The organism is Rhizobium sp. L9 (assembly GCF_002531885.1).
Taxonomy (GTDB): domain Bacteria; phylum Pseudomonadota; class Alphaproteobacteria; order Rhizobiales; family Rhizobiaceae; genus Rhizobium.
The window spans coordinates 127,251-145,694 of the sequence record NZ_NWSZ01000013.1 but is presented as its reverse complement, the minus strand read 5'-3'; the positions used below and the strand labels follow the sequence as shown (position 1 = coordinate 145,694).

Below are 18,444 nucleotides of genomic sequence, written 5' to 3'. Positions count from 1 at the left end.
TACTATAAATTGATCTTAGATGCACTTAGCCAGTTCGAGCTAAGATAAGAACAATATTAACGGGTTCTCTCTTTGGCTGTTCGCGCAACACTGGAAATGACTCCGCCCGTTGTGGGATGCCAGTGGAAGTCATTGCCGGCGATCGAAGGGAGTGGTCTTTGGCTTGCGCTGTCGCCACAGGCGGTCCATCACCGTGTGGTCCGGCAACTCAACGCGCTGACAAAGTGGCTGATGACCGAATGCGGCCTAGCCCCTCCTTTAGTCAGGTCCTAAGGATCTTCGCTCCGTTAGCCTCGCCATCGAACCGCGGCAGCGGCTGGATATTCTCCACCCACGGCAGAGCCGACCGGCACCATATCTGTTTCTTTGGCGTCAGGTCCCGCCGCTGGTCGATGCTGCCTACTCGAATGCCGATCGCGCCGCCTTCGCCGTCCGAGCGGTAGAGCGGCGATCCGCAATTCGGACAGAAGAATTGCCGGCTGAGGGCGCCGCTGTCGCCATGTTTCGCATAGCTGCGCGGTTCACCCGAAATAAGCGTGAAGCTTTCCGGTTGCGCCGGCGCGGTGACGCGATAGGCCGAGCCCGTCAATCGCTGGCAATCGGTGCAGTGGCAGATCGAGATGCGCTCCGGATCGATCTCCGCCTGGTAGCGGATCGCCCCGCAATGACATCCTCCCGTTATACGCATCGGCAACTCCTCAGTCTGCGGGCTGTGCGGCCGGGCGTGCGCTATAGAAGGCCCTCGCATCCGCCGTGAAGGCGGCCCGTTGATCGGCTTGGGTGTAGAACATATGGCCGCCATGATAGAGCTTCAGCCCGACGCGGCCATCGGCGAGCGACTGCGGCAGGTGGTCAACCACATAGCGGCTGACGCTGTACGGTGTCACCAGATCGCTGTAGCCATGCGCGATCAGCAGATGGAAGGCCGCGTTCGAGGCGAGCAGTTGCCTGATGTCGTCGGTGGCGCTTGCCTGGAAGCGTGATCCGCCGCGGCCGCCGCCCCATTCCCAGCGCCGGCTGATGTCGCTGTCGAGCAGCGAATAGGTCATTTCGGTTTTGAAGCCGAGCTCGTTGCGGGCATAATCGGCGAAAGCGCCGCCATAGGCGCGGGTGAAGCCGTCGAGGATGGCGTCGTCGCCGCGGTCGTAATCGGATTCCGGATAGGGATCGGGCGCCGCGAAGGACGCATCGTAGGGGCTTGTCACCTGACCGCCGCCGTCCGAATGCTTGACGAAGGAATTGCCTGGGAAGCCGCGGTTGCGGGCGACGATATCCTGCGGAATGCCGGTCAGCCCAGCGATCCTGCCATAGAAGGCTGCAGCATCGGCGCCCCTCGGCGGCGGGCCGGCGAGCGTCGTCAAATAGTCGCCGAGCGCGAAACGCTCCGCTTCCCTCTGCTTCTCCTCGGTAAAGCCATTTTGCCGGTCGAGTTCGGCTGCAGCCAAGGACGGCAGCTCGAGCGCCGCGCCGAGCGCGAACTGGTCGGCATCGAACATCAGCTGCCCTTCCAGCAGCGGCGAGAGCATCACGGCGCCGGCAACGACAATGCCCTGGCTTTCCTGCAGGGTGGAGGCAACCTTGGCTGCACGGAAACCGCCGTAGCTTTCGCCGAGCAGGTATTTCGGCGAGTTGGAACGGTTGTTATGGGCGACATAGAGCGCGATCGCCTTGGCGATGCTCTGGGCATCCGAGTTGACGTTGTAATAGTTGGCGGCATCGTCGGCCTTCGCCGTCCGGCTCCAGCCGGTGCCGATCGGGTCGATCAGCACGAGATCAGTAAAGTCGAGCCAGCTATGCTCGTTGTCGACGAGTTTCGCATGGGCGCCGTCGCGTGCCTGAGGCCCGAAATCGAGCACTTTGGGCCCGACCAGCCCGAGATGCAGAAAGGCGGAGGCCGCGCCCGGCCCGCCGTTGAAGACAAAAGTCAGCGGCCGATCCGGCCCGCCACCCCTGGCGACATAGGCGGTGTAGAAGATCGCGCCGGTCTGTGCTCCGTCCTGACCGAACAGATCGAGCGTGCCGGCGGTCGCCGTATAGGCGATCTTCCGGCCGTCGACCGTCAGCTCGTGCTCGGTGACGGAGTCGGCCGGCAGCAGCTTCAGCACGCCGTCGCGCGCGCTCCGCTCGACATTGGCCTGGCGCCCGCCGCTTTCCTGCGCCGGGGAAAGGGCAGGCCAGAGCGATGCCACGAGGGCGGTCAGCAGAAACAGGGTTCGTAGGCGCAACGATTTGTCCTCCGGCGAATGCAGGCTGAGATAGCGCAGCATCCGCGTCTGACGACCGGCATCAAGAGATGGTGATGGGCCGGTGAGGTGCAGGGCCGCTCAGAGTTTCTCGACGGCGTGCACATTCACTTCCAGCGCCCGGCCGGCCTTCCAGCCGTTGATCGCGGCCCCGAGCCCGAGCGCGATGAAAAGAGCCGCACACCAGGAAAAGCTGCCGGTCCAGCTGCGGATCAGGCCGACGATCAGCGGCCCGATTGCGGCGAGCAGATAGCCGACGCATTGCGCCATGCCGGAGAGATGGGCGGCAACATCGGGATCGCGCGAGCGCAACACGATCGTCGTCATGGCGGCCGCGATCAGCCCGCCCTGGCCGATGCCTTGCAGCACCGCCCACAGCCAGACGCTCGAAAGCGGGGCAAAGAGCAGCCCGAGCAGGGCGATGACGGCGACGCCGCAGAGGCCGGCATTGATCCATCTCTGATCCCGGCCGCGCACGGCGACATGCGGCACGACAAGGCAGGACGCCGCCTGCACCATGACGGAGAGCGAAACGATCGCTCCGGCCGTGACGCCGTCGAGGCCGCGTTCGCGCAGGATCGGAACGAGCCAGCCAAAAACGCAATAGGCCAGAGCCGATTGCAGCCCCATGAACAGCGTGACCTGCCAGGCGAGCCGGTCCCGCCAGAGGCCTTTGACGCGAAAGCCGTTTCGCCTTCCTCCGGCGCCGCCGCGAAGGACCTGCGGCAGCCAGATCAGGCCGACGGCGAGCGCCGGCAGCGCCCAGGCAGCGAGCGCGCCGTTCAGAGAGCCGCCGAGCGCATGCTCGATCGGTAGCGTCAGCCCCGCCGCGCTGGCAGCACCCGCACAGAGCGCCATCGTATAAAAGCCGGTCATCAGCGCGGCGCGCGTGGGGAAGTCCCGCTTCACCAGTCCCGGCAGCAGCACGTTGCCGACGGCGATGCAGGCACCGGCAAGGGCCGTGCCGATGAAGAGCAGCGGCACGGAGGAAAGCCCACGCAAGGCGGTGCCGAGGGCGAGCAATAGGAGAACGCCGAGCAGTGTGCGCTCCGAACCGATGCGCTGGGCAAGACGCGGCGCAAGCGGCGAGAAGACGCCGAGGCAGACGACCGGCAGCGTCGTCAGCAGGCTGGCGCCGAGCGCGCTCAACCCGAGCTCGGTACGGATCTCAGGCAGGAGTGCCGAGGCGCTCGAAAAGACTGGGCGCAGGTTGAAAGCGATGAGCACGAGGCTCGCGCCGAGCAGCAAACTGGCTGCTCCATCCCGCACCGGCGTCGCCTCTGGGGCGGGAAGGCTGGCAGCCTCGGCATCGATCAGCAATTCGTCGGCCAGGTCAAGCGTGATGGTGGCATCGTTGGAAGACGTGTTCATGACAGGATCATTCGATCGAGTGCGGCAAGAACGGGGGCCATGAAGCGGCGCACCGCCGCATCCGCCTGATCGGGATCGCCGGTTTCGATCGCATCGACAATATCGACATGCGCCTGCATGTCGGGTTCGGGAATATCCTTGCCGAGCGTCGCCGCAATGGTGTCGGCGATCGAGGCCGAGAAGAAATCGTAGATTTCGATCATCGCCCGATTGCCGGAAGCAGCGATGATCGCCTTGTGAAAGGCGAGGTCCCGTTCGATGAAGGCGGCTTCATCGCCGCCGGCGTAACTGCCGCGTTCGTTCAGCAGCCGGCGCAGCTCGGCTATCACCTCCGGCGTCTTGCGCATCGCCGTCAGCCGTGCGGCCTCGACATCGAGGGCGCAGCGCGCTTCGAACTGATCACGCAGGCTGGCGCGCCGCGCCATGGTCAGCGGCCGGCCGGCGTCGTTGGTCGAGCGCACATAGGTGCCTGATCCCTGCCGCGTTTCGAGATAACCTTGGGAGACAAGCACCCGCACCGCCTCGCGCACCGTGCCGCGGCTGACGGAGAGCGTGGCCGACAGCGATGCCTCGTTCGGCAGCTTGTCGCCGACCGCCCAGCGCTTGCCGACAATGTCGTTGCGAATTGCCTCGATCGCTCCATCGGCGAGATTGGTCTTGCGGAGCGCCTGCATTTTCTACTCATAAAGTCATCAGATGACTTTATGAGTAGAAGAATTGCCGTCTTCTGTCAATGCTGGGAGGCGGGCAATAAAAAAGGGCCGCCTCGGCGACCCTTTCCATGAGTTTGGCCTCGAACTGGCCTGGACCGTCAAAGCAGCCCCAGGAAGGCGGGTCTTAGAGCGAGGGCTGCCTCGCTTTCATCACCTCTTCCATGCCCGATACGAGGTCCGAAATCTCATTAGACATTGGATCACCTTCCTTTCTTTCTGTTGCTGATAGGGAAAAGGTAGGACGATTCGCGCCAGATGCAAGAAGAAATTGCACTCGAGACATCCACTCGGGGCGGACCCGCGTTCACAAAAGAACACAGGCTTTCGCCGAATTTGAAGTTCCACTCGGTCACCAAACCGGCATGATCGGCCTGCAAATCAGTCGCGCGTTAAGCTGTTATTAGCCGTGGCGTTCGACAATTTAGAGCATGCCCGCCGATGCCGCGGGTTCCGGAGCAAAAGAGCCATGTGTCGCTGGGCAGCCTATCGCGGAGACCCTCTCTACCTCGAGGAGCTGGTATCCTCGCCGGCCCATTCCCTGATCGAGCAGTCCCATTGCGCCACTCGTGCCAAGACCGCGACCAATGGCGACGGCTTTGGCATCGCCTGGTATGGCGACAGGCCGGAGCCCGGCCGCTACCGCGACATCCTGCCGGCTTGGTCGGATTGCAATCTGAAGAGCCTGGCGCGGCAGATCCGCTCGCCGCTCTTCCTCGCCCATGTCCGTGCCGCCACCGGCGGCGGCACCCGCCGCGACAATTGCCATCCCTTCACGCATGAGACCTGGTCATTCATGCACAACGGCCAGATATCGGGCTTCGAGCGTCTGCGTCGGCCGATGGAGGCGATGCTTGACGACGAACTGTTCAATGCCCGCAGCGGCACGACCGATTCCGAACTGATGTTCCTGCTGGCGCTGCAGTTCGGCCTGCGCGAGGCGCCGGTCGCCGCGATGGCTGATATGATCGGCTTCGTCGAAGATCTCGCCGAAAGTATCACCGGCTCGATCCTGCTGCGCTTTACCGCCGCCTTCTCCGACGGCAAGTCGCTCTATGCGATCCGCTATGCCACGGATCGCAAGGCGCCGACGCTCTACGCCTCGCCCGTCGGTGCCGGCTACTGCCTCGTCTCGGAACCCTTGAACGACGACGTCGACGCCTGGGCGGAGATTCCCGACGGCAGCGCCGTCATCGTCGGCAGAGACGGCATTGATGTCGCGGAATTTCGGGCGGAAAAGCCGAGCAAAGCCAAATCGCAACGCATGGCTATCTGGGCATAATCCCTTCCGAAAAACGGGATCGATTTTCGAGGGGACTATGCGTGGAAGCGTTGGGCGATCAGCGCCGCCAGCCTTTCGGCGACCTCTTCCTTCGTCAGGTCTGGCCATTGCTCGACGCCGTCGTGGCGAATGAGTTTGACCCTGTTGCGGCTGCCGCCCATGATGCCGGTCGCAGGAGAAACGTCATTGGCGACGATCAGGTCGGCGCCCTTTCGCTCGAGCTTCGCCTTGGCATTGCTTTCCACGTCCTGGGTCTCGGCGGCAAAGCCGATCACCAGCCTCGGCCGCATCGTGTGATGTCCCAGCGTTTTCAATATGTCGGGGTTCTCGGTCAGCGCCAGCGTCGGAATGGATTCGCCCGGATGTTTCTTCAGTTTCTGGTCGGCGGCGGACGCCACGCGCCAGTCCGCCACCGCCGCCACCATCACGGCAATATCGGCCGGCAGCGCCGCCAGCACGGCATCGCGCATTTCCTCTGCACGCTCGACATGGACGACATTGACACCGACCGGATCGGCGATCGTCACCGGCCCGGAGACGAGCGTCACGTCGGCCCCGAGCCTCGCCAGCGCTGCGGCGATCGAGTGTCCCTGCCGGCCGGAGGAACGGTTGGCGATGTAGCGCACCGGGTCGATCGGCTCATGGGTCGGTCCTGATGTGACGATCGCCTTGTGTCCTTTCAGCGGCTTTTCTCCGTCGTCGAGCAGGGTTTCGGCGGCCGCGACGATCTCCAGCGGCTCCGCCATCCGGCCGAGCCCGGCCTCGCGGCTCTCCGCCATCTCGCCGGCCATTGGCCCGATGAAACGAACGCCGTCGGCTATCAGCGTCGCCGCATTGCGCCGCGTCGCGGGATGCGCCCACATGCGAGGGTTCATCGCCGGCGCGGCCAGCACCGGCCTGTCCGTCGCCAGAAGCACGGTCGAGGCGAGATCGTCGGCAAGCCCGTTCGCCATTTTCGCCATCAGGTCGGCGCTGGCAGGAGCAATCAGCACGAGATCGCAGTCGCGCGCCAGCCTGATATGGCCGACATCCTGTTCGTCCTGGCGCGAAAACAGATCGACAAAGACATGGTCGGCCGCAAGTGCCCCGACGGCCAGCGGCGTGACGAATTCCTGCGCGCCTTTGGTCATGACCGGACGCACGCTTGCGCCGCGCTCCCGCAGCCGGCGGATCAGATCCAGGCTCTTATAGGCGGCGATGCCGCCCGAGATGATGAGGAGGATGCGTTTGCCGCTGAGAGCCATGGCCTTCTACCCGTCGCCTTTTTCTGATTGATCTTGACCCTAAGCCTTTGGCGCAGAACATGCAATCGCGCGGGTTGCGCATCGCTGACCGGTTGCGCCGATGCCCCTCACCCTAACCCTCTCCCCGTAAACGGGGCGAGGGGACGTGCTCTGTGAGAGCGAGGTGGGAACGGGGAGGGTGCGGCATGTCCCTTCGCCCCGCGAGCGGGGAGAAGGTGGCGGCAGCCGGATGAGGGGCTGGTCTCGGCAATCAAACGCTGTGTAGCCGCAGCGAATAATCGCACCCCCACCATCTCAGCTGCGAGTGATCGAAATGCCGCCGTCGACCAGCGAGGCCGTGCCGGTGACGAAGCTCGCATCATCGGAGGCGAGGTAGAGAACCGAGCGTGCGACTTCATCAGGTGTCGCGACGCGCTTCAGCGCATGCATAGCGGTGATGGCAGCCTGCTTGTCTGCTGTATCGTTCACATCGCGGTACATGTCGGTATCGACGGCGCCCGGCAGAATGGCGTTGACGCGCACGCCCTGCGGTCCGAACTCGGCGGCGAGAGCCTGCGTCAGCCCGATCAGGCCGGATTTGCTGGCGGCATAGGCGGCAACGCCGGGAAAGGCGAAGCTGTAGCCGACGAAGGTCGAGGTGAAGATCACCGAGCCGCCGCCATTTTCTGCCATCGCGCCGATCTGATGTTTGGCAGCGAGAAAGGATGCTGTGAGATTGACGGCCAGCGCCTCGCTGAAGCCTGCTTCCGAGACACCGGTGCTCGGACCGGCTTCGCCGATGATGCCCGCGTTGTTGAAGGCGATGTCGAGCTTGCCGTAATTCGTCATCGCGGCGGCCACCAGCGCTTTATGATAATCTTCCGAGCGGACGTCGCCGGCAACGGCAATAGCCTTGCCGCCCTCGGCCTCGATCTCTGCGACGAGGCTGTCGAGTTCGCGCTCGCGGCGCGCCCCGACGACGACCTTGGCACCTTCGGCGGCAAAGAGCTTTGCCGTGACGCGGCCGATGCCGGAGCTTGCGCCGGTAACGATTGCGACCTTGTTATTCAAGCGGTTCATGGTTGCATCTCCTGTGGTTGATCCGAGGCGGCCCTTGCCGTCCGTTTCGTTGATCAGAAGATGGCATTTTCTTTTCGTTCGGATTAGTCTCCAGATTGAGGAACTGGAATTCGGAAATACCGAACGATGATCAGGATAGAAGGCATCGCGGCTTTCGTCGCCGTGACGGAGGCAGGCTCGGTCAGCGAGGCGGCCAGGCGGCTGCGGCTCTCCAAATCCGTCGTCAGCGAAAGATTGGCGGAATTGGAGAAGTCCTTGGGCGGCGTCCTGCTGCACCGAACGACACGCAAGCTCACCTTGACGGAGGACGGAGCTGCATTTCTGCGGCGCGCCGCGCGCATCGTGCGTGAGATTGAAGAAGCCGCCGCCGATATGGCCGAGCGGCGCGGCACGCTGTCCGGCCCGATCCGCATCGCCGCCCCGGTCACGTTCGGCCGCATGCATCTCGGCCCGGCGCTCTACCCCTTTCTTGCCGATCATCCCGATATCGAGTTGACGCTCGACATCGATGACCGCCGCGTCGATGCGGCGTCGGACGGCTACGACGCCATCATCCGCAATGGCCCGATCGCCGATAGCAGGCTGATCGCCTGGAAGCTCACCCGCAGCCGCCGTCTTCTCTGCGCTTCGCCGAATTATCTCGCCCGCGAGGGAACGCCATCGTCGCTTGCCGACCTGAACCGCCATCGCGGCGTCTTCTACACCAACCGCGGCGTCGCCGATTGGCGCTTCCAGACGCCGGAGGGGGCGGTCGCCGTCCGCGCCAAACTGGCGCTCGGCATCAACAATGGCGACATGATGCGCGATGCCGCGATTGCCGGTCTCGGCATCGCGCTGCTGCCGGCCTTCATCGCCGGCCCGGCCATCCGCGAGGGCCGGCTTGCCGAAATCGATGTCGGTCACAGGCCGGAGGCCGAATTCATCTATATGGCCCATCCGGAAGGTCGAAATCCATCCGCCAAGCTTCGCGCCATCGCCGATCACTTGAGGAAGAGCTTCGGCGATCCGCCCTATTGGGATCCGGCGGGTTAACACATGAGTTCGAAGACCCGCCAGGATGAAGATATGCCGCCGGCAGCGGAAAGCGTGAAGACCGTGATCGCACGAGAAAAGCATTACCTGACGCGCGGCACAGGCGCTTATCGCCGCGCCAGCCTGGCGCTCTTTCTCTCCGGTTTTTCCACCTTCTCGCTGCTCTACTGTGTGCAGCCGCTGCTGCCGGTCTTCTCGCAGGAGTTTTCCGTCAGTCCGGCCGAAAGCTCGCTGTCGCTGTCGCTTTCCACCGGCTTTCTCGCGCTTGCCATTGTCTGTGCCGCCGCCGTTGCGGAGGGGCTGGGCCGCCGCAGCCTGATGTCGATATCGCTGGTTGGCGCGGCAGTACTGACAATTGCCACGGCTTTCGCCCCGAATTGGCACCTGCTGCTCGTCATCCGCGCCCTGCAGGGCCTCGTCCTCGGCGGCGTGCCGGCCGTCGCCATGGCCTATCTTGCCGAAGAAATCGATCCGCGCGGCCTTGGCGCCACCATGGGCCTTTATGTCGGCGGTACGGCCTTCGGCGGCATGTCGGGCCGCGTGCTCACCGGCATCTTCGCCGAATATTTTGGCTGGCGCCCGGCGCTCTTCCTCGTCGGCGCCATCGGTCTTGCCGCGGCGATCGGCTTCATCGCCCTTCTGCCGCCGTCAAGGAATTTCGTTCGCCGGCCGGGTTTCGATCCGCGTTTCCACGCGAAAGCCTGGCTTAGCCATCTTAGAAATCCGGCGCTACCCTTCGTCTTCGCCATCGCCTTCCTGGCGATGGGCTCCTTCGTGACAATCTACAATTACGCCGGTTACCGCCTCGTGGCGCCGCCTTATGGGCTCAATCAGACCGAACTCGGCTTGATCTTCACCGTCTATGTCTTCGGCATCGGCGCCGCCTCGATCGGAGGGCTGCTGGGAGACCGGATCGGTCACTTTCCCGTGCTGCTCTTCGGCCTCGCGCTGACGGCTGCCGGTAGCGCATTGACGCTCTTAGCCGCGCTGCCGTCGATCATCCTCGGTATCATCGTGCTGACCGCCGGCTTCTTCATGAGCCATTCCATCGCCAGCGGCCTTGTCGGCAAGCTTGCCTTTGGCAACAAGGGGCACGCTTCTTCCATCTACATGCTGGCCTATTACGTCGGCTCCAGCCTCATGGGCTCGGCCGGGGGCTGGTTCTTCGCGGTCGAAGGCTGGGTAGCCGTCGTCGTCTTCACGCTTGCCATGCTGGCGTTGGCCTTTATGTCAGCCTGTGTCGCTCAGCATTTCGCAAAGAATGCCCGATAATTTGGAGCGCGAGAGCTAACGCTCCCAATTCTCCACCCGCAACTCTGCCACACGTTCGAACTCCCGCAGGTTTCGGGTGATCAGGATGAGGTTGCGTGCGACAGCCTGGGCCGCAATCAATACGTCGTAGGGTCCCATCGGCGTTCCCGATGCATGCAGCGCGGCGCGGATTTCCCCCGCTTTGCGTGCATCGTTCCGGTCGAATTCCAGTATTGAAAACTGCAGTGCATCGATCCGCCCTAAGTTTTCGTGAATGCGAAGGCTTTTGTAGGCGCCGTAAAACAGTTCATGCGCAACGATTGCGGGCACGGCGAATTCGTGGGGCAGGTGTTTGCTCAGTTCGGCAATCAGGCCCTCGTTGCTTTTCATCAGGGCAATCACGGCATTCGAATCGAGCAAGTATTTCATTTGAAGAAGTCGAGTTCGGGACGTTCCTGCTGTGCAGGCTGCTCTTCCGCCGCCGTCGCAAAGTCGGCGTCAACAGGACCGATTACATCGGCAAGCCATCCCCAATCGTCGGAAATCGGTTCGAGAATGACCGCACGCCCCTGCCGCCGAATGGCGACGATATCGCCGTCGAAGCGAAATTCCTTAGGCAGCCGGACGGCTTGGGAGCGCCCCGACCAGAAGATTTTAGCTGTTTCCATGTCATTCGCTCAGGATGAGATATGGCAATGATATATAGCAATCCTCTGTCCGTTTCAACCAAGCCTGAGATAGGGAACGTCCTTCTTCGCCACCTCATCAAGGGCCTCTTCATATCCGGCATCGGCATAACGCATGACTCCGAGCGCCGTGTCGTTGGTAAGCGCGTGGTCGAGGCGTTCGTCGGCGGCATCGGTGCCGTCGGCAATCACGGTGACGCCGCAGCTCGTCATGTAGCCGGCATAGCCGCCGCCGCCGGAATGGATGACGACGAGATCGGCCATCGACGAGCAGAGCATCATCGCATCGATCAGCGGCCAGTCGGCGATCGCATCGGAGCCGTCCTTCATCCGCTCGGTCATGATATTCGGATGCGCCATGGCGCCGGCATCGAGATGGTCGCGGGAGAAGGCGACCGGGCCCTTTAGGTCGCCGCTTGCCACCAGTATGTTGACACGTCGTGCGAGTGCGGTGCGTTCGCCATGGCCGAGCCAGGCGATGCGCGCCGGCAGTCCCTCGAAGGGAACATGCTCGCGCGCCAGCCGGATCCAGTTTGTGATGATCTTGTTGTCGGGAAACATCTCGAGCAGCAGATCGTCGATGCGGGCGATATCGCTCTCCTCGCCTGAGAGAGCCATCCAGCGGAACGGGCCTATCGCCCGGGCAAACAGCGGCCTGAGATAGGCTTCGGTGAAGATCGGAATATCGAAGGCATTGGCAAGGCCGCCCTCGCGAGCCTGCGTGCGGATGAGATTGCCGTTGTCGAAGACCTCGGCGCCCTTCTTCTGGAACTCCAGCATCGCCGTCACATGCTCGACGATCGAGGCGCGGCTTGCCGCCATCAATTGCCCCTGGCCATCATCGCGCAGGCCTCTCACCTGATCGAGGCTCATGCCCTTCGGCACGTAGCCATAGACGAGGTCATGCGCCGAGGTCTGATCGGTGACGATATCTGGCACGATTCCGCGCCGGGCAATCTCGGGATAGATCTCCGCCGCATTGCCGACGAGGCCGACGGACAGCGCCCGCTTCTCCTTCACCGCCGCATTGATCATTTCAAGCGCGGTATCGAGATCCGGCGCGATCTCCTGGAGATAGCCGATCTGCTGGCGTTTGCGGGCACGCTCCGGATCGATGTCGACGCAGAGGATCGCCGCGCCCGCCATACGGCCGGCGAGTGGCTGGGCCCCGCCCATGCCGCCGAGTCCGGCCGTCAGCACGAAGCGGCCGTGAAGGTCGCCGCCGAAACGCCGCTCGGCGATGCGCATGAAGATTTCATAGGTGCCCTGGATGACGCCCTGGCTGCCGATATATTGCCAGGCTCCGGCCGTCAGCCCACCCCAGCAGATCAGCCCTTTGCGCTGCAGCTCGTAGAACACTTCGGCCTTTGCCCATTGCCCGACGATGTTGCAGTTCGCCATGATGACGAGGGGCGCCCTGGCATGGGTCTTTACGAGCCCGATCGGCTTGCCGGACTGGATGAGCAGCGTCTGGTCCTCATCCATCTCCGTCAGCGCCTTGACGATGCCCTTATGCGCCGCCCAGTTGCGGGCGGCCTTGCCGAGCGCGGCATAGACGATCAGATTGTCGGGATCCTCGCCGACGGCCAGCACGTTTTCGAGCAGCCGCAGCAGCGCCTCCTGCCGCCAGCCCTTGGCGCGCAACTCCGGTCCGCCGGGAATGGGAAATTTCGGATGGCGTGGATTGGCCTTCGGCATCGTGGGTTCCTCGTTTTTCTCTGCTTTTCCCTTCTCCCCGCTGGAGAGAAGGGCGAAAGCTAGTTGGTCACTTGCCCGGCAGCGATTCCACATAGGCAAGCGCCGCATCGAGCAGACGCCGTCTCAGAGCATCGTCGCCGTAAGCCTCGGCGGAGGCGCGCAGCCAGCCGTGCATGACTCGCTCGCCCATCAGCATCCGGGTTACGCCCGGCAGCGCCAGCGCCCAATCATCATTGCCCTTGCCGAGTCGGATCAGCATGCCGTCACTGCGCGCGCCGCAGAGAAGATTGCCGTTCAGCAGGAAGGCGCGGCCGCCGAACATGGATTTTTCGCTGAGGCCAGGACGATCGTCGAGTTCCTCGCGCAGCAGTTCTTCAAGGCCGGGATCGCGTGCCATGGCTCAGGCCTTCGCCGCCAGCGCATAACGCGCGATCTCGATACCCATCGCCTTTTCGACGACGGGATAAACTGTCGGATCGAGCACGCTGGCCGAGAGCGGAATGATCTCCATCGGCACATGCAGGATGAAGACGTGCATGCCTTCCTGCAACTGCCCGACGCTCAGCGGCTCGCCCTCCGGCGACAGCGTGGTGATCACGGCGGGGAAGGTCGCAAGCCGCCCGCCACCCGCATCGTCCACGGCCATATATTCGTTCATCACATGCAGCGTCACCGATTTATCGCCCAAGCCGACGGCGATGGTGCCGATATCAAAGGCCTCCTTGGTATAGACGACGTCCTTTCGGGTGATGACGCCTTCGGCAAGGATACGCCCGCCCGTCGTTTTGCAGATCGCATCGATGACCGCTGGCCCGCCGCGCTTCTCCGCCGCGATGATCGCTTCGCCGAGCGCAAGCGCCATCGAGATGCCGCCGAGGGCCGCATGCGCCCGGACATAGGAAGCCCGGAGCGGATTGCGGCAGCTGGCGATGAAACCGCCGGACTGATCGGCGGCGGCGCGCAGCACCGGCGAGATCTTCGCCGTCGCGCCCTTCACCACCAGCTCGATGTAACGGTTCTCGGCCCTGTTGCCGCCGACGGCGGTCTGGATCATCGGCTCGGGTGAGGCGGCCATGCCGATCGACCCCATGTCGCCGGTCGGGTGCGCGCGGATGTCGCCGACGGCATCGACTACCTTGGTGCCGAGGATCGCCGATGGCAGCCAGCCGTTCAGCGTCGAGGATTTGCCGTTCTGGCCGATGATCAGTCCGGAAAGCCTTTCGCCGAGCGCCTCCTGCAGCAATTGCACCGCCTTGACGTAATCGACGCCTTGCATTTCCCAGGGCGTGGTGGAGGCCGGCGCGCCGATCGCGGCCGCCGTGGCGACCCAGTCGTCATCCTTCAACTCGTCGATCGAGACCAGCTCCGGTTTGCCGATGGTGACGGCCGCATGCCCGAGCATCCGCCCGTGCTCAGCCCAGCCGCCACCGCCGGCGGCATAGACGGAGCCTCCTTTGACGGCGGCTTCCACGTCCTTCTCAACCAGTATGCGTCCCATCGGCCTTCTCCCGCTTCGAATCCTTGTCCATCTCGCGCACCGCTTGGAAAAGCACGGCGGTGCCGAGCGCGATATCGTCATTGTCGGCCCATTCGTCGGGGCAATGGCTGCGGCCCTCCCGGCAGGGCACGAAGATCATTGCCGCCGGCGCCACCTTGGCGATCCAGGCGGTATCGTGCCCTGCGCCGGAGGCCATGCGCCGGTATTTTGCGCCGACGCGGTCGCAGGCGGTCTCCAGCGTCGAAAGCAGTGCGGTATCGCTTGGCGTCGGCGGATTGTCGGAAACCCGATTCGGCGGCTCGATCGTAACGCCATAGGCGGTCGCCAGCTTTTCGACATGGCCCTCGAGCCAGCGGCAGAAGGCCTCCATGTCGGCGCGGATTTCCGCGCGCCCGTCGATCAGCAGCACGACCTTCGAGGGCACGACATTGGCGGCATTCGGCTCGATCCTGAACTCGCCGACCGTCGCCGCGAAATGGCCCGGCGTCTTGGCAAGCTCGGCGGCGGCGTTGCGGATGTCGAGCACTAGCTGCGAGGCCGCCACCAGAGCATCCGACCGCCTGTCCATCGGCGTCGTGCCGGCATGGTCGGCCCGCCCCTCGACGGTGATCTCGATGCGGGTAATGCCGGAGATTGCCGTGACGATGCCGATATCCTCCCTTTCGGCTTCGAGCACTGGCCCCTGTTCGATATGGAGCTCCAGGAAGCCTGCCAGATCGGGTCGCTTCTGCTGTCCCAGCACGCCCGGCTCGCCGCCCACTTGGGCAATGCCGCCGGCAAGATCGAGCCCGCCGCTTGCCCGCGACAGCCAGGCCTCCGGCAACTGTCCGGTCATGCCGCGGCTGCCGATGCAGGAGACGCCGAAGATGCTGACCTCTTCGGCAAGGAAATCGACGATCTCAAGATCATGGTCGAGTTCCAGGCCGTGGTCATGCAGCGCCCGCGCCACCTCGAGCGCCGCAACCACGCCGGCAATGCCGTCGAAGCGGCCACCCTCCGGCACCGTGTCGGAGTGCGAGCCGATCATGATCGTGCCGAGCCAGGGCTTCCTGCCGGTGCGCCGGCCGATCAGATTGCCGGCGGCATCGATCCGTGTTTCCAGCCCTGCCGCCTTCATTCGTGTCTCGATATAGGCCCGGCCTTCCAGAAAGAGCGGCGTGAAAGCCCGACGTGTCCAGGAGCGCCCCGGCTCGGTGATATCGGCAAGCGCCTGGATATCTTCAGCGATCCGGTCGGCATTGACGGGAAGATTGCGGCTCATGCGGCGGCTCCCGAAATGACCTGGCGCGGCGGCGGCCGGATGAACCGGCCACTGCCGGGCTCGGCCAATACCTTCCCGCCCTCGGCGATCTTTTCGCCGCGCAGATAGGTGGCGGAAACGGTCCAGGGCAGGCGGATGCCGTTATAGGGGCTCCAGCCAACGACATTGTTGCCGCTCGCAGACGCATCGTAGACGCTTCCGCGCGGCTCCAGCACGGTGATGTCGGCGTCCTTGCCTGGGGTCAGCGCCCCTTTGATATGATCGAGCCGGAAATGTTTGGCCGGGTTCTCGGCCATCAGCCGCGCGGCCCAGGTCAGGGGAATGCCGCGCTCGAGAGCGCCTTTGACGAATAGGGGCACCATCACCTCGAGACCGGGAACGCCGGATGCGTTGGCGAGCATATCGGGATCGGTCTTGCGGTTCTCCGACCAGCTGACGTGATCGGTCGAGACCAACCAGACATCGCCTTCGGCCACCTTCCGCCAGAGCCTCTCCACCTCGGCGCGCGGCCGCACCGGCGGGTTGATTTTCGCCTTGCCGCCGAGGCGCCTCACATCGTTTTCCTCGTCGAGCGTCAGGTAATGGATGCAGCATTCGACTGTCGCGGCAAAACCATCGCGGCGATAGGCGCGGGCGATATCGTAGCCGCGCCCGAGCGAGCAATGCACCACATGCGCGGGGCAGCCGGTATTGGCGCCGGTCTCGAAGATCGTGTGCATCGCCAGGAGTTCGGTGATTGGCGGCCGTGACAGACCATGCGCCCGCCAGTCGGTGATGCCGCTCGCTTTCACCTGTTCCATATAGCTGCGCACCGCCTCGTCATCCTCGTTATGCACGCCTGCCGTCAGCCCGGTCGGCGCGATTGCGGCAAAGCAGGCGTCGAGCAGGGCGGGGGGAATGCGCGGAAAACGTTTGGGATCGGTGCCGAAGGTCGAAAACTTGAAGGCGGCGACGCCGGCCTCAACCATCTCCCGGATTCGCGCTGGGCCTTCTTGCGGATCGATGGTGCCGTAAAGGGCAAAATCGACGCGCGCCTGCGGGGCGGCATGGTCGATCTTCCGCGTGACGGCCGCCGCCGAGCAGACGAGGTTGCCTTCGTCATAAGGCATGTCGACGATCGTAGTCACGCCGCCGGCCGCTGCCGACCGCGTCGACCAGACGAAATCCTCCTGATCCTTCTGGGAAAGCGAATGCACCTGCGCGTCGATGGCGCCGGGCAGGATCAACGCTCTTCCGAGCAGATGCCGTTCGCGCGCCGCAGGCGGGACGCCGAGGCCGACTTCGGCGATCTTGCCGGCGTGCACGGCGACATAACCCGCTTCGACGATGCGGTCCGGCAGCACCACCGTGCCCTGCAGAACGAGATCGAAGTCCATGCCGCTTCCTCCTAGACTGACGTCGGAACCGCTGTCGGCCGAAACGTGATGCCAAAGTTTGAAACGTCTTTCGGACGGCATCACGCATCGATGGGTTAATGTAGAGCAGGATTGAGATTTTGGACCTCGGTCCACAATCACCCTGCTCGGCCGGCCAAGCGCCCTTCGATGGGCTCTGGCGAACCGAGTGCGAAGAAATCGTCGAAGGAGGCGATCGGAACCTGCTCGGTCAGTTTCGCGAGAAAGTCGTCCGATCCGAGCTCTTCCTCGATCGCCTCCACCTCAGCCGAAAGCGGCCGGTCGACGGTATAAAAAGCCGCATGTTTGCGAACGACGTCATAGAGCATGCCGGCCACGCCCTTCGGCTCATCGCCGAGAATGTCGATCGCCTGGGCAGACAAGAGCGCCTCGAGCGCCGCGAGGCGCTTCAGCGCCTGCATCTGCCGCTCGAAGCGCTCGATGACCAGCGGCAGGAAGGCGGCCTCATCCTCCAGGCCGGCCGCAACCACCAGCGATTGCGCCGAAACGGGACCTGACATCGACAGGACGCGCGAGAAGATTTCGCCGGCAAGCTTGATGATCGGCCCGAAGCCGGTGGCAATCCGTCCCGCCGGCACGAGGTTGACCGGCAGGTCGCGCCGTTGACCGTTGCCGAGAATGACGCAGCGGTTGAAGGCATTGCGCGCCGCATGCGCCATGCAGAGTGCGGCAGATTCGAGCAGGATTGTCACATCGAGCGGAAGCGAACCGCCTGATGTCATCACCCGCCCCTCGACGACAACCGGATTGTCGTCCGAGCGTCCGGTGGCGGCGAGAATCTTGTGACCGGTCGAAAGCAGATTTTCGATGACGGCGCCGAATACCTGGGCGACCATGCGCAGGCTGAGCGGATCCTGCACATGCGTTGCAACAGGCCAGTCCCATTCGTCCGACGCGTTGCAGAGCCAGGCGCCGATCAGTGCCTCACGCGCAGTGCCGACATGGCGTACCGCCTTCCAGGGATCACGGGAGGCGCCGAGCGCACCCGATGCCATCATCCCGGTGGCGAGCAGAATGCGGATCGAGGCCGCGGCATTGCGCGTCGTTTCCGCCGCCGCCGCAAAGCTCACTGCATTGACGCTGAGCGAAGCGAGGCTGTCGCGCGGCGCCATCCGCACCGGTTCCAGCCCCGCAGCCCGGAAAGCGTCGGCCGCCTGCATCCGGCTGCCGCGATAGACCGCTTCGCCGACACCGGTCAACACAGCACCGATCTGCCCCATCAGGCCGATATCGGCGCAGCCGATCGAGCCGGTGCGGCGCACGACCGGGATGAGATCGGCCTCGAGCATCCTGATATAGGCGTCGATCAGCTCCGGCGTGCAGCCGACCTGGCCGGTCAGCGCCGTGTTGACGCGGATCGCCATGGCGTTGCGCACGACATTGCAGGAAAAGGGCGTGCCGGTGCCGAAATGATGGGCGCGCACCAGGCCGAGATTGAACGTGTCGAGTTCGTCGGCCGACCACTCCACATCCTTCATGGCGCCCACGCCCGTCGTCGATCCGTAAACGGGCGTGCCGGCGGCAATCGCGTCCTCGACGATTTCGCGGGCAATCGCGATGCGGGCCATGCCGGTTGGTGAAGCCGAAATCCTCGCCTTGCCGGCACCAATCGTCACCATCTCGGCAAAACCGAGCGGCCGTCCGGAAAGTTCGATGCCAAGGCGTTCGTGCTGCATGTGCCGTATCTCCTAAAC

The 18,444-nt window shown here is 64.0% G+C and carries 17 protein-coding genes; 3 read left to right on the top strand and 14 right to left on the bottom strand.

All coding sequences use genetic code 11. The features are described from left to right. Positions 1-262: 262 nt before the first annotated feature. The 4 genes from CO660_RS15710 to CO660_RS15695 form a co-directional block, all read right to left on the bottom strand. Positions 263-688, bottom strand: coding sequence for a GFA family protein (locus CO660_RS15710; RefSeq protein ID WP_097599478.1), 426 nt, complete (start codon positions 686-688; stop codon positions 263-265). A 10-nt stretch (positions 689-698) separates the two neighbouring features. Further along, the gene (locus tag CO660_RS15705) at positions 699-2,225 is read right to left on the bottom strand and encodes a carboxypeptidase (protein WP_097599565.1); all 1,527 of its coding nucleotides are present in this window, start codon (positions 2,223-2,225) and stop codon (positions 699-701) included. Positions 2,226-2,324: 99 nt separating this feature from the next. Beyond that, complete coding sequence (locus CO660_RS15700; protein ID WP_097599477.1) at positions 2,325-3,614, bottom strand: MFS transporter; 1,290 nt, start codon at positions 3,612-3,614, stop codon at positions 2,325-2,327. Beyond that, positions 3,611-4,288, bottom strand: coding sequence for a FadR/GntR family transcriptional regulator (locus CO660_RS15695; RefSeq protein WP_097599476.1), 678 nt, complete (start codon positions 4,286-4,288; stop codon positions 3,611-3,613). The genes CO660_RS15700 and CO660_RS15695 overlap by 4 nt, the downstream gene beginning before the upstream one ends. A 505-nt stretch (positions 4,289-4,793) precedes the next feature. Here CO660_RS15695 and CO660_RS15690 point away from each other — a divergent pair. Beyond that, the gene (locus tag CO660_RS15690; RefSeq protein ID WP_097599475.1) at positions 4,794-5,606 is read left to right on the top strand and encodes a class II glutamine amidotransferase; all 813 of its coding nucleotides are present in this window, start codon (positions 4,794-4,796) and stop codon (positions 5,604-5,606) included. Between the two features lie 35 nt (positions 5,607-5,641). Here the strand turns inward: CO660_RS15690 and coaBC are convergent, their stop codons facing one another. Further along, entirely contained in the window at positions 5,642-6,850 is a 1,209-nt protein-coding gene (coaBC, locus tag CO660_RS15685) for a bifunctional phosphopantothenoylcysteine decarboxylase/phosphopantothenate--cysteine ligase CoaBC (protein WP_097599474.1), read from the bottom strand. 294 nt (positions 6,851-7,144) lie between these two features. Continuing rightward, positions 7,145-7,909 (bottom strand): SDR family oxidoreductase, encoded by a 765-nt coding sequence (locus tag CO660_RS15680; protein WP_097599473.1) that lies wholly within the window; start codon positions 7,907-7,909, stop codon positions 7,145-7,147. 126 nt (positions 7,910-8,035) lie between these two features. Here CO660_RS15680 and CO660_RS15675 point away from each other — a divergent pair, with 126 nt between their 5' ends. Together CO660_RS15675 and CO660_RS15670 are read left to right on the top strand one after the other, a co-directional pair. Beyond that, positions 8,036-8,941 (top strand): LysR family transcriptional regulator, encoded by a 906-nt coding sequence (locus CO660_RS15675; protein ID WP_097599472.1) that lies wholly within the window; start codon positions 8,036-8,038, stop codon positions 8,939-8,941. 33 nt (positions 8,942-8,974) lie between these two features. Beyond that, the gene (locus CO660_RS15670; protein ID WP_097599564.1) at positions 8,975-10,213 is read left to right on the top strand and encodes an MFS transporter; all 1,239 of its coding nucleotides are present in this window, start codon (positions 8,975-8,977) and stop codon (positions 10,211-10,213) included. Positions 10,214-10,228: 15 nt separating this feature from the next. On the opposite strand, the gene CO660_RS15665 is transcribed toward CO660_RS15670, so the two are convergent. The 8 genes from CO660_RS15665 to CO660_RS15630 form a co-directional block, all read right to left on the bottom strand. Beyond that, positions 10,229-10,621 (bottom strand): type II toxin-antitoxin system VapC family toxin, encoded by a 393-nt coding sequence (locus tag CO660_RS15665; RefSeq protein WP_097599471.1) that lies wholly within the window; start codon positions 10,619-10,621, stop codon positions 10,229-10,231. Beyond that, complete coding sequence (vapB, locus tag CO660_RS15660) at positions 10,618-10,860, bottom strand: type II toxin-antitoxin system VapB family antitoxin (protein WP_097599470.1); 243 nt, start codon at positions 10,858-10,860, stop codon at positions 10,618-10,620. The genes CO660_RS15665 and vapB overlap by 4 nt, the downstream gene beginning before the upstream one ends. 54 nt (positions 10,861-10,914) lie before the next feature. Continuing rightward, positions 10,915-12,576, bottom strand: a complete 1,662-nt coding sequence (locus CO660_RS15655; protein ID WP_097599469.1) for a urocanate hydratase — start codon at positions 12,574-12,576, stop codon at positions 10,915-10,917. Between the two features lie 67 nt (positions 12,577-12,643). Further along, complete coding sequence (locus tag CO660_RS15650) at positions 12,644-12,973, bottom strand: TfoX/Sxy family protein (protein WP_020920210.1); 330 nt, start codon at positions 12,971-12,973, stop codon at positions 12,644-12,646. Between the two features lie 3 nt (positions 12,974-12,976). Next, positions 12,977-14,074 (bottom strand): DUF917 family protein, encoded by a 1,098-nt coding sequence (locus CO660_RS15645; protein ID WP_097599468.1) that lies wholly within the window; start codon positions 14,072-14,074, stop codon positions 12,977-12,979. Then, positions 14,055-15,335, bottom strand: a complete 1,281-nt coding sequence (locus CO660_RS15640) for a Zn-dependent hydrolase (RefSeq protein WP_097599467.1) — start codon at positions 15,333-15,335, stop codon at positions 14,055-14,057. The genes CO660_RS15645 and CO660_RS15640 overlap by 20 nt, the downstream gene beginning before the upstream one ends. Then, positions 15,332-16,711, bottom strand: coding sequence for an amidohydrolase family protein (locus CO660_RS15635; protein WP_097599466.1), 1,380 nt, complete (start codon positions 16,709-16,711; stop codon positions 15,332-15,334). Before CO660_RS15635 ends, CO660_RS15640 begins: the two co-directional genes overlap by 4 nt. A 137-nt stretch (positions 16,712-16,848) precedes the next feature. Continuing rightward, the gene (locus CO660_RS15630; RefSeq protein WP_097599465.1) at positions 16,849-18,426 is read right to left on the bottom strand and encodes an aromatic amino acid lyase; all 1,578 of its coding nucleotides are present in this window, start codon (positions 18,424-18,426) and stop codon (positions 16,849-16,851) included. Positions 18,427-18,444: the final 18 nt, after the last annotated feature.

Bases quoted from the DNA above. Each gene is read 5' to 3' on its own strand.
- CO660_RS15645 (WP_097599468.1), bottom strand. From the start codon at position 14,074: ATGGGACGCATACTGGTTGAGAAGGACGTGGAAGCCGCCGTCAAAGGA.
- CO660_RS15700 (WP_097599477.1), bottom strand. From the start codon at position 3,614: ATGAACACGTCTTCCAACGATGCCACCATCACGCTTGACCTGGCCGAC.
- coaBC (WP_097599474.1), bottom strand. From the start codon at position 6,850: ATGGCTCTCAGCGGCAAACGCATCCTCCTCATCATCTCGGGCGGCATC.
- CO660_RS15640 (WP_097599467.1), bottom strand. From the start codon at position 15,335: ATGAGCCGCAATCTTCCCGTCAATGCCGACCGGATCGCTGAAGATATC.
- CO660_RS15635 (WP_097599466.1), bottom strand. From the start codon at position 16,711: ATGGACTTCGATCTCGTTCTGCAGGGCACGGTGGTGCTGCCGGACCGC.
- CO660_RS15680 (WP_097599473.1), bottom strand. From the start codon at position 7,909: ATGAACCGCTTGAATAACAAGGTCGCAATCGTTACCGGCGCAAGCTCC.
- CO660_RS15670 (WP_097599564.1), top strand. From the start codon at position 8,975: ATGCCGCCGGCAGCGGAAAGCGTGAAGACCGTGATCGCACGAGAAAAG.
- vapB (WP_097599470.1), bottom strand. From the start codon at position 10,860: ATGGAAACAGCTAAAATCTTCTGGTCGGGGCGCTCCCAAGCCGTCCGG.
- CO660_RS15675 (WP_097599472.1), top strand. From the start codon at position 8,036: ATGATCAGGATAGAAGGCATCGCGGCTTTCGTCGCCGTGACGGAGGCA.
- CO660_RS15710 (WP_097599478.1), bottom strand. From the start codon at position 688: ATGCGTATAACGGGAGGATGTCATTGCGGGGCGATCCGCTACCAGGCG.
- CO660_RS15630 (WP_097599465.1), bottom strand. From the start codon at position 18,426: ATGCAGCACGAACGCCTTGGCATCGAACTTTCCGGACGGCCGCTCGGT.
- CO660_RS15695 (WP_097599476.1), bottom strand. From the start codon at position 4,288: ATGCAGGCGCTCCGCAAGACCAATCTCGCCGATGGAGCGATCGAGGCA.
- CO660_RS15655 (WP_097599469.1), bottom strand. From the start codon at position 12,576: ATGCCGAAGGCCAATCCACGCCATCCGAAATTTCCCATTCCCGGCGGA.
- CO660_RS15690 (WP_097599475.1), top strand. From the start codon at position 4,794: ATGTGTCGCTGGGCAGCCTATCGCGGAGACCCTCTCTACCTCGAGGAG.
- CO660_RS15650 (WP_020920210.1), bottom strand. From the start codon at position 12,973: ATGGCACGCGATCCCGGCCTTGAAGAACTGCTGCGCGAGGAACTCGAC.
- CO660_RS15665 (WP_097599471.1), bottom strand. From the start codon at position 10,621: ATGAAATACTTGCTCGATTCGAATGCCGTGATTGCCCTGATGAAAAGC.